The 10739-nt window shown below is 61.1% G+C and carries 9 protein-coding genes; all 9 read left to right on the top strand.

All coding sequences use genetic code 11. From position 1 onward, the window contains the following. Positions 1 to 126 precede the first annotated feature (126 nt). Positions 127 to 831 carry a class I SAM-dependent methyltransferase gene (locus PFH44_RS20540; RefSeq protein ID WP_283825982.1) on the top strand — a complete coding sequence of 235 codons (705 nt, stop codon included), beginning with the start codon at positions 127 to 129 and terminating at the stop codon, positions 829 to 831. Then, positions 824 to 2428, top strand: a complete 1605-nt coding sequence (locus PFH44_RS20535) for a (2,3-dihydroxybenzoyl)adenylate synthase (protein ID WP_283825981.1) — start codon at positions 824 to 826, stop codon at positions 2426 to 2428. The genes PFH44_RS20540 and PFH44_RS20535 overlap by 8 nt, the downstream gene beginning before the upstream one ends. 15 nt (positions 2429 to 2443) lie before the next feature. Then, positions 2444 to 3769 carry a salicylate synthase gene (locus tag PFH44_RS20530; protein ID WP_283825980.1) on the top strand — a complete coding sequence of 442 codons (1326 nt, stop codon included), beginning with the start codon at positions 2444 to 2446 and terminating at the stop codon, positions 3767 to 3769. A 285-nt stretch (positions 3770 to 4054) separates the two neighbouring features. Beyond that, positions 4055 to 5008, top strand: a complete 954-nt coding sequence (locus PFH44_RS20525; RefSeq protein ID WP_045859363.1) for a helix-turn-helix transcriptional regulator — start codon at positions 4055 to 4057, stop codon at positions 5006 to 5008. A gap of 133 nt (positions 5009 to 5141) precedes the next feature. Beyond that, positions 5142 to 7340 carry a TonB-dependent receptor gene (locus PFH44_RS20520; RefSeq protein WP_045859361.1) on the top strand — a complete coding sequence of 733 codons (2199 nt, stop codon included), beginning with the start codon at positions 5142 to 5144 and terminating at the stop codon, positions 7338 to 7340. 58 nt (positions 7341 to 7398) lie between these two features. After that, positions 7399 to 8886 carry an ABC transporter substrate-binding protein gene (locus PFH44_RS20515; protein WP_283825979.1) on the top strand — a complete coding sequence of 496 codons (1488 nt, stop codon included), beginning with the start codon at positions 7399 to 7401 and terminating at the stop codon, positions 8884 to 8886. Then, on the top strand, positions 8883 to 9830 hold the full coding sequence (locus tag PFH44_RS20510; protein ID WP_283825978.1) for an ABC transporter permease: 948 nt from the start codon (positions 8883 to 8885) through the stop codon (positions 9828 to 9830). Before PFH44_RS20515 ends, PFH44_RS20510 begins: the two co-directional genes overlap by 4 nt. Beyond that, complete coding sequence (locus tag PFH44_RS20505) at positions 9827 to 10579, top strand: ABC transporter permease (protein ID WP_045859357.1); 753 nt, start codon at positions 9827 to 9829, stop codon at positions 10577 to 10579. Before PFH44_RS20510 ends, PFH44_RS20505 begins: the two co-directional genes overlap by 4 nt. Continuing rightward, positions 10579 to 10739 (top strand): ATP-binding cassette domain-containing protein (locus PFH44_RS20500; RefSeq protein WP_283825983.1); only part of this gene is annotated, 161 nt, incomplete at its 3' end. The genes PFH44_RS20505 and PFH44_RS20500, both read left to right, overlap by 1 nt.

The raw sequence follows: 10739 nt of genomic DNA, 5'->3' as shown, positions 1-10739 counted from the left end.
GCTGAGAGTATCGTGCATCGTTTTCCAGGCGATCACTTTTTCATTGCCAGCCAGCGTGCCGCCGTGGTGGCCTGCGTGCGGCAGGCATTACGGCAGTTCTCACCCTTGTTCAGTGAAGGATAATCTATGGAAGACTTCTACTCTCCGGTCGCTGAGTTTTACGATCTGGTTGGTCGCGCGCACTCCGCGGGTGAAACCGCGCTGCGCGAGCGGCTGTCGGCATTCACCGATATTCGCGACCCGGTGCTGGATATCGGCGCTGGCACCGGACGAACGGTGCTGGCGATAGCCGAAACCGTGCCGCTGGTGGATATTCTGGCGGTGGGGCCAGCCCCGGCCATGCGCGCGGTGCTGACCCATTGCGTGGCGCACAGGCCGGAACTGCGGCGGCGCGTCACGATTATCCCGGACACGGTGGACAAGCTGCAGCTACCCGAGCGCCTGGGCGCGGTCGTCGCCTTCGGGGTGCTGGGACACCTGACGACGCCGGCGCGTCAGGCGCTGTGGTCAATATTGCTGCCGCGGCTGGCACCCGGCGCGCCGGTATTCGTGGAGCTGCTGCCGGTCGAAAAGCCGATGGTATTGCCGACGATGACGTTGGCCAGTGAAACGATCGGCCAGCGTCACTATCACGCAACCCTCGAGGGTGAGCCGGGACCCGACGACACCATGCTGCTGACCTCATGCTGGACGGTAAGCGGCGGGCCCTGCGCCACGCAGGTTATCCGTAACCGGAGCGTCTGGCATACCTTTGGTCTGGACGATCTTGCCCGCGAAACCGGGCTGCATGCTGAACGTCTGACCGCGCAGGCGGGGGTGCTGTATGTCTGAACCTATTGCCTCCCCCGATCGTCGTATCCTGCCGGAGGAGATGCGCTGGCCGGTAGCGCTGGCCGAGCGCTATACGCAACGCGGCTACTGGCAGCCGGAAACGCTCGGCCAGTTGATTCTGCAATGGCAGCAGTATGGCGACCGCACCGCCCTGATCGAACCGGACCGCAGCTGGAGCTATCACCAGTTAATCAACCAGGCCTGTCGTTTTGCCGGTGAACTCCAGCAGCGAGGGATGCAAAGCGGGGAAACGGTCGTTATTCAGTTGCCCAACGGGGCCGATTTCGTGGTGGCCTTGTTCGCGGCGATCCTCAACGGGGCGGTGCCCGTGCTGATGCTACCGGCTCACCGCCAGCGTGAAATCCTGCACGTGGTGGAGCTGGCGCAGGCGCGCTGGTTCCTGAGTGACGCCGAACAGGCGGGAATTGAGGCGCAGAGCCTGAGCGCTAAGGCACCCGACTGTCATAGCCTGTTCTCAACGGCGGAGCGGCGTTTTTCCGCCAGCCAGGCGCCGGCGATGGCGGGATTGCCTCCCGGCGATGCGCCCCAGCATATTGCTCTGCTGCTGCTTTCCGGCGGTACAACCGGCTTACCCAAGCTGATCCCCCGCACCCACGCCGATTATCACTACAACTTTCGCGCCAGCGCCGCGCTTTGCCATGTCCAGCCGGATGACCGCTACCTGGCCGTGCTTTCAATGGCGCATAACTTTCCCCTCGCCTGTCCGGGCATCCTCGGGATCTTTTCCCGCGGAGGCTGCGTGGTGGTCCCGGCCACCGTCGCCGCAGAGGATGCGTTTGACGCGATTCACCAGCACCGCGTGACGCTCACGGCGCTGGTCCCTTCTCTGGCAACGCTATGGCTGGACGCGACGGAGTGGGAACAACCCGACCTTAGCTCGCTGAGGCTGGTTCAGGTGGGGGGCGCGAGGCTGGGAGCCGATGCCGCCCGCCGGCTGCTGACCCGCTGGGGATGCCAGCTGCAGCAGGTGTTTGGCATGGCGGAAGGGCTGCTGAACTACACGCGGCTGGATGACTCGCCTGAGCTGATTATCACCACGCAGGGCCGACCGCTATGCGATGAGGATGAGATCCGGGTGGTTGACGAGCAGGGCCTGCCGGTGGGGCGCGGGCAGGCCGGGGAGTTGCTGGTTCGCGGGCCTTACACCATCCGCGGCTACTATCGCGCGCCTGAACACAATCGTCAGGCGTTTGCCGCCGAGGGGTTCTACCGCAGCGGCGATCGGGTACGGCAGCTGCCCGGCGGCGAGCTGCTGGTTGAGGGGCGAACCCGCGACACCATCAACCGCCACGGGGAGTCGGTGGCCGCCGATGAAATCGAGGAGTGCCTGCGGGCGCATCCGCTGGTACGCGACGTGACGGTGCTGGCAGAGACGCTCGCTGAGCAGCAGGAAGCGATCCATGCGGTCGTCATCGCCCATTCCCCTCTCACCCTGGCCGAGATGCGGGCGTTTCTTGAACAGCAGCAGGTCGCGCCATTTAAATGGCCGGATCGGCTGACGCTGGTTGATGCTTTCCCGCTGACGCCGATTGGCAAAATCAACAAACAAGCGCTGGCGGCCCGGCTGGCGGTTTAACTTTCAGGAGTCAACATGACGGATACACGCAGCGAACTTCGACTCAATCTGCCGGCAGAGCGGACCCTGGCCGCGATTGTCAGCCTCATCCGGCAGAATCCGACGGAGGATTACTATGTCTATGAGCGGCCGCCATGCTGGTATGTTGGCCTTGGTAAACGGGCGAGTTTAACCCTTTCGCCCGATGGCGCGCAGGCCATAACCGAAAGCGAAGAGGGCTGTCGGACAGCGCCCGTTACCTCGTCGCTGGCGCACTACGCCCGTCAGTTCCGTGCGCAGCATGCCGGCGCAGGACAGCGTATTTTCGGTATGGCCGGATTTAACTACGCGGCCTGCATTCGTGGGATCGCGTTTCCGCCCGGGGAGTGGCCGCTGCTGTCTCTCCTGGTGCCGCGTGATGAACTGGTTTTTGACGCGGGGGAAGTGACGATCCTGGCGCACAGCGCTGACCAATGCCGGCACCTCGCCCGGCAGTTACAGGACATCTCCCCGGCGCCGGCCGGGGGGGCGCTGCTGGCCGACCTGGCCGCGCAGGGGAAAGATTATCAGCACCAGGTGACGCGCGCGCTTGAAGAGATCGCCGCCGGTGAATACACCAAGGTGATTGTGTCGCGCGCGCTGGCGCTTGCCGAGCGCATCGACATGCCCGCGACCCTCTGGCGCGGGAGAATGTCCAATACCCCGGCGCGCAGTTTCTTGCTGCAGCAGGGGGCGTTTGCCGCGACCGGTTTTAGCCCGGAGATGGTGGTGACGGTGGAGCAGGATATCGTCACCAGCGAACCTCTGGCCGGCACCCGCGCGCTATCCGGTTCGGCGGGAGAAGATGCTTACAATCGGGCTGAGCTGCAAAGCGATAGCAAAGAGATTGTGGAACACGTTATCTCGGTCAAAGCGGCGATTGGGGAGCTGGAAACGCTGTGCGTGCGCGACTCGGTGGCGGTCACCGATCTGATGTCGGTACGCGAAAGGGGGAGCGTGCAACATCTGGGGTCTCAGGTGTGCGGCAAACTGGCGTCGGGGCGCGATGCCTGGGACGCTTTTGATGTGCTGTTCCCGGCGATCACCGCATCCGGTATTCCCAAGCTTCCGGCCCTGGCTGCCATCCTCCGCCTGGAGGCGGTGCCGCGTGAACTATACTCCGGCGCGATACTGATGCTGGAAGGCGATCGATCGTTCGAAGCGGCTCTGGTCCTGCGCAGCGCGTTTCAGGATGCGCGGAGAAGCTGGATCCAGGCCGGAGCCGGAGTGATTGCTCAGTCGAATGCATTACGTGAGCTGACGGAGACCTGCGAGAAGCTTTCCAGCGTTGCGCCTTACCTGGTGGTTTCGCAGGCTAAATGAGGGATGATGCCTGACTCAACCGGCGCGAGAACTGCTGATGTTTTGGCTCATTGACCCGCTGCGGAAGCGCCCTCCAGGCTGAGAAGGGCGCTTCCGTAATGCGGCGATCGTAGAGTCTGCCCCGTTTGTTTGTTGCATGGGGAGAGCGTCAGGCAAGCGCTATTATTGATAATGATTATTATTTACATATTTATAAACCCCAGTATGATGATTCCCTGAGTTTCGTTTCGGGAACTAAGTACCCGGCGACTTCGCCAGCCGGGTACTTACAAAAGAGGGTTTTTTATGCAATCCACTCACCAGTTACATTCTCTGCAGCAGTTAACCGATATGGCGCACCAGTGGGGCTATGACTACGAGCTGGCAAATGCCAGCCGCTCGGTTCGCCAGTCTGGCGAATTTGAAGGGACAATCAAAACGGTCACGCTGCCCTATGGCGTCAACCTCTGTCTCAATGAGCTGACCGCCAACGGCGACGATCATCGCAGCGGCACGCTTCAGCATTGTTTGACTATTTTACTGACCCTCGGCGGCGATGAGCCTAATTATCACCTCGATGACGGCAGCCCGCTGCCGGCAGAACGGGGCATGGCGAAGGTGATTGCCACCAAAGATCGTATGCGCCTGTGGTGCCGCAATCCGCGCGGACATCACTGCCGCAGCCTGGTGATTCAGGCCGCTCCCGAACGAATTAGCGATAAAGAGCTGGCGGATCAGGTCGAACGCATTTTGCAGCGTAACCATGTCTTTAGCTTAATCATCCCGCAGTACACCATCGATCGGGCCAACGAGCTGTTTGGCTTTTGCGATAACTGCGTGATTGGTCGGCTGCAGACCCATAGCTGCGTACTGGATCTGATGGCCCAGGTGCTGCGCGCGGCGAATCAGGATGTGCCCCAGGTGGGGGTGATGGCGCCGCATCGCGACGTGGCGCGAATGCTGAAGGTGCGGGATAAGCTGGTCACCGAACTGGACTGCAACCACTGCCTGTGCGACCTGGCGCGCGATGTTGGCATCAGCGTCAGCGCGCTGAAAAGCAAGTTCCAGGCGGTCATGGGGCAGTCGGTTTTCGCCTTCCTGCGCGACCAGCGCCTGACCCGTGCCCGTCAGGGATTAGAGTCGGAAGGGTGGACGGTTAAGCAGGCCGCCTACTATGTGGGTTATCAGCATCCCAGTAACTTTTCTACTGCCTATCGCCGCAAATTTGGTATGCCTCCGCGCGATTCTCTCAGCCTCTGACTGGCTGAAAACATAACTCATTTGGCTTTGCTCATAGCTGAGTTAACTAGAGTGTCGTAGGACCACCCCCATATAATTGTGACAGATATAAAACGATTTTTTTTGTTTCTGTTTCAGCACCATGGGGATGGTCATGCGCACCAGTTCACACCAGTTTCGCTTAAAACAAAATCTGCCTGGCACCATTAAACCGCTCTGCCTGCTGTGCGGCCTGGCGATTTCAGCCCCGGCTTTTACCGTGGAACAAACCACCGATAGCAAAAAAGAAGAAACTCTGGTGGTGACGGCTCGTAAGGTGAAAGAGGATCCGTTGAAAGTCCCGGTCAGCATGACCTTGTTCGATCGCCAGACGCTGGGCGATCGGCGCATTGATGATGTGGAGCACCTGATCCGTGACGTGCCAAACATCAGCTTCAGCTCACTGGGGGATATGCGCTCAACCTATATGTCGATCCGCGGGGTCGGGCCGATGGCCCAGCCGCTCGGCTTTGATGATACGTCGGTCGTGACCTATATCGACGGCGTGCCGCAACCGGCCTTCGGTGCGGATCTGCGTTTCCTGGATGTTGAACGGATTGAAGTCCTGCGCGGCCCGCAGGGCACGGTGTTTGGACGCAACGCCCAGGCGGGGGCGATAAACATCACCACGCGCCAGCCTGGCGATACCTTTGAAGGCACCTTGCGTGCGGAAGCGGGCCTAAACAGTGAATCCGAGAACGTGGGCCAGCTGACGGTTTCCGGACCACTGATTGAGGACCGTCTGGGCGGGCGCTTCTCCGCCGCCTATTCCAACCTGGGCGCCGATGTGGATAACAACGCGCCGGGTGGCAAGCTGGGCAAGGTGGAAACTGGGGTGTTCCGCGGTTCGCTGGTCTTCACCCCCGACGATCGTACCCGCTTCGTGCTGACCGGCAACTACGAGCGGGACAACAACACGCCGTCAAACTTCATTCTCAAAAATGGCCCGAACTTCCCCACTGTGGCGCTGGATCCTAAAGGCTGGGTCGATCGCGAGATTTCCGGTCTGTCATTAACCGCCAGCCGTCAGCTTGATCGGATGCAGTTCACCTCCGTATCCGCGGTGAACCATTACGATTTTAAAAATCTGACCAATAACTCCGAGGCGCTGACGTTTAGCAAAGTGTTCGGTATGCCGACGTCGGCGTTTATTCCGGCCACCGACTGGAGTACTTATGACGAAAGCCAGAACAGCCTGTATCAGGAGCTGCGCCTGAGTAGCCTCGATGACGCGGATATTGTCTGGGTCGGCGGCATCAACTATCTGCATGACAGCTACAAGCTGACCACCCAATATGATTCCGCGTTCTTCGCTTCCACCAACGGTACGCGTAACGGAGATTACACCACCGACAGCTATGCCGCCTTTGGCGAGGTGACGGTGCCGCTGTTTGGCTCCGAAAAACTGAAAGGGACGTTAGGCGGTCGCTATACCCATGACCGTAAAACCTATGAATCGCTGTATCGTTCCAACGGTTTCCCCGGGACGGTGGCCTCCTTCAATCAAAGCGGGGTGCTGAATTACGACATGGTGACGGGCCGCGCGGCGCTGAGTTATGACCTGACCGATGACTCGACGATCTATACCAGCGTCGCCCGCGGCGCGAAAAGCGGCGGTTTCCCTAATTTTACCAACAACGCGCCCAGCGGCTTGAAGGATGAGCCTTATAAGGATTCCTCCTCCTGGAGCTACGAGATCGGCAGCAAAAACCGTTTCCTGGACGGGCGTGCCGAGCTGAACGCCTCGTTGTTCTATAACAGCGTAAAAGATGAAAACCTGTTCGCGCTGGATTCCGCCTCATTCACCTTCGTGCCGAAGCCGATGGATACCCGTAACTACGGTATGGAGCTGGAAGGCTCGCTGCAGCTGGCAGAGCACTGGAAGGTCAGCGGCGGGGCGGGTTACACCCATACGGAATTACGCAATGTTTCGGATGATGTCGCGGCCTCATCCGGCGCGCGCAATGGCAACCGGGTACCGGCGGTACCGAAATTCAACACCAACCTGACGCTGCAATACTACGATTCTGCCGCCTGGCTGGGGCTGCCGGAAGCCAATATCTTCGCCCTGGCGCAGCATCAGTACGTCGGCAGTCGTGAAGCGGATGTCGGCAGCCACTTCAAGCTTGATGCCTACCAGCTCTACAACGCCAAAGTGGGTCTGGAATTCTCCTCCTTCGATGTCTACGTCTTCGGTCAAAACCTGACGGATGAACGCCCGCAGTACATTGGTCTGTATTACGGTCCGGGCAGCGAGGCGGTCACCGTTGGACATGGCCGCGTGTTGGGCGTCGGCACGCAAATTAAATTCTGATTACCCGCTGCGCCCGGATGGTGTTCGGGCGCATCATTCAGTTTACCCGGATGCAACTATGATGAAATTACGCCTGCCAGGGTGGCTGTTCCTGGGTGTGACAATGGCTCTGCCCGCCGCGCAGGCCGCCGCTGACCGGACTCTCCGGGTGGTGATGTTGGGCAGCCAGAGCGAAACGCTCGATTACGGGCGCGCGCAAACCTATTACCCCTGGGTGGTGAGCGGTAACGTCTGCGATGTGCTGGTGGCGGACAGGCAGGGCCGTCCAGACTATCAGCTGAGTCGTGCCATTACCCCCAATCAGGATGCCACGCGCTGGACTGTCTCACTGCGTTCCGGGGTGCGCTTTTCCGATGGATCGCCGCTCACCGCTGATGATGCGCTGGCGAGCCTGCGCTTCCTGGCCGCCTCTCCCGGCTTTGCCGGATTCTTCAGCGATGTCGATATGCAGGCCAGCCGCGTGGTGAATGCCGAAGAGCTGGAGCTGGTTCTTACCCGTCCGCGTGCCGATCTGGTCACCACCGTGCTGACCGCCGCCAGCATGGTATGGAAGCAGGGGCGGGGCGATGCGGCGATCCCGGTATGCAGCGGCCCGTATCAGGTCGCCTCCTTCAACGCGCAGAACGGGGCGCTGCTCAGCCGCAACCCTTACGCATGGCAGCCTGCGGCGTGGTTTGATCGCATTGAAATTCGCCCGCTGGCCGATGCCACGGCGCGGGTAAACGCCCTGCTGAGCGGTGCGGCAGACTATGCCTTTGATATTCCGGTTAGCAGCGCCCGCAGCGTGGACGGACGTCAGGGCTGGCAAATCATCCGCAGCGGCGTGGCGAATGCCAGCGGTTATTACTTTGCCATGAATACCAGGGTCAAACCGTTTGACGACGTTGAGGTCCGGCAGGCGCTGAAAACGCTGGTCAACCGTCAGCAGCTGCTTGCTGTGGTTCTCGGCGGCTATGGCTATCTCGGGAATGACGTGTTCGGCCAGGGGCTCAGCGGTTTTGACAGCCAGCTCCCTCAGCGCCGGACCGATGCTACCGAGGCGCAGGCGCTGCTGCGCAAAAAAGGGATCACGCAGCTGACCTTGCTGACCGCCGATCTGACTCCGGGGCTGAACGACGCGGCGGAACTATTACGCCAGCAGCTGGCCGACGTGGGCATTACCCTCAGGGTTGAGACGGTGGCCGAGGCCGATTATCTGGGGGATATGTCGCGTCTGCATCAGGCGCAGATGCTGTCGATGTACGCGTTAAATCGCCCCTTCCTGGCGGCGATCCCGATGCTGTTCGGTAATGACAACCCCTATAACTATGGCGGGTGGTATCCGGACGATTTTGCGGCAGGGGTAGAGCAGGCGCGTAAAACGCTCGATCCGCAGCGCCAACAGCAGCAGCTCGATCGGTTACAACAACAGCTGTGGCAACAGGGGCCGTATTTGCTCTGGGGGTATCGCGATGGGCTTTCGGCGGCGGTGACGGCCTTGCAGGGCGTTGAGCTCAACCAGGGGATCCCGCTGTTCCGCAGCGCCCGAATGGCGGCCGGCCAATGATGGCCAGATTTGTCCTCTGGCGTCTGCTCAGCGCTCTGCTGCTGCTGTGGCTGGCGAGCATGTTGATCTTCTTCATCCTGGCGCTGGCGCCCGGAGATGCCGCAGTGCAGGCACTGGGTGAACGCGCCACCCCGCAGGCGTTGCAGACGCTGCGGCATCAGTTCGGTCTCGATCGGCCCGTCGCCGCAAGGTACTGGCAGTGGCTTAGCGGTATTCTGCGCGGCGATCCCGGCATCTCTATCACCAGCCAACAGCCGGTAGCCGATATTATCGCTCCCGCCGCCCGACGGAGCGGGCTGCTGGCGCTGCTGGCCGCCTGCGGGATGCTGCTGCTGGGAGGCACCGGCGGCGTACTGGCGGCAATGTATCGCGATCGCTGGCAGGACCGGCTGCTCTCATTTATCGCAATGAGCGGATTAAGCACCCCGGAATTTATTGTTGCCACGCTGATGATCCTGCTGTTGGCGGTTGGGGCGGGGTGGTTCCCGGCGGTCTCCCTGCTGCCGGCTTCCGGCAATATCAGCGACCAGTGGTCGATTCTGGTTCTCCCCGCGCTGACTCTGGGACTGATCGGCGGCTGTTATTTGCTGCGTATGATACGCGCCTCGCTGATAAGGCTAACGGCCGCGCCCAATATCCTCAGCGCCCGCCTTAACGGCGTGCGCGGGCTGACGCTGGTGGCCCGCCATTTGCTGCCGCAGGCCGCGGGGCCGCTGGCCCAATTGTTTGCCGCCAGTTTACCCTACCTGATTGGCGGCGCCGTGGTGGTGGAACGCGTATTTGGCTTTCCCGGCCTCGGCGAGCTGCTGCTGACGGCGCTGAATACCCGCGATGCTATTTTGCTTCAGGGAGTAGCGATGCTGCTGGCGCTGATTACCGCCCTGTGTTGGTTCACGGCGGATATCCTGGCGGTTTGGCTCGATCCCTGGCGGAGGCGCTCGTGAGAATCGTCGCTTTATTGATGATTGCCCTGATTATCTGTGGCCCGTGGCTGGCCCCCTATAACCCACAGCGTAGCCTCGGTCTGGCCTGGCAACTGCCGGATAAAACGCTGTGGCTGGGCAGCGATGGCCTGGGGCGGGATGTTTTGAGCCGTCTGCTGAGCGGCGGTCGTAATATTCTGCTGTTCCCTCTGTTGTGCGCACTGTGTTCCTCATTTTTAGGCAGCCTGTGCGCGCTGCTGCTGGTGGCTTTGCCCGATCGCGGGAGAAGGCTGGTGGTGTTACTGGACCCGCTGCTGTACATGCCCCCGCTGCTGGTACTGATCGGGGTGATCTATGCCTTTGGCAACGGGCAGGTCGCGCTGTTGATCGGGATGACGTTACTCAATATCCCTTTTACCCTGCGCTACGTACGTTCGCTGGCGGATCCCGTCCTCGATACCGGTTACGTTGAGGTCGCGCGTGCGGCAGGCGACGCGCTGCCGTTACTGCTGTGGCGCGAAGTCCTGCCGGTGATTGTGCCCGGTATCCTGGCCGATGGGACAACCCGTTTAGTCGCGGCGATTTACCTGCTCGCCTCGGCCAGTTTTCTCGGTATCGCCACTCCCGGCGGGATCGACTGGGCGTCAATGGTGCGCGACGGATTACCCGGACTGATGCTAAACCCATGGGCGGCGCTGCTACCTGCGCTTGGTATCGCGCTGGTGGTGGTGGCTATCAGTTTGCAAACTGACCGCTGGAGCAGGAGCTGATGCGCTGGGTGGTGCAGGTATCCGGCCTGACGATCCGCAACCCGCAGGGCGATGCGCTGTTGCAGGACATTAACTTTGAGCTGGCCGCGGGTGGTTCGCTGGCGCTGATTGGCGGCAGCGGGGCGGGGAAAAGCACCCTTGGGCGCGCGCTGCTGGGTGA

This window comes from Klebsiella sp. Ech2A (assembly GCF_030078455.1).
Taxonomy (GTDB): Bacteria; Pseudomonadota; Gammaproteobacteria; order Enterobacterales; family Enterobacteriaceae; genus Klebsiella; species Klebsiella terrigena.
The sequence above is the reverse complement of the archived record's forward strand: the minus strand, read 5'-3'. Positions and strand labels throughout refer to the sequence as shown.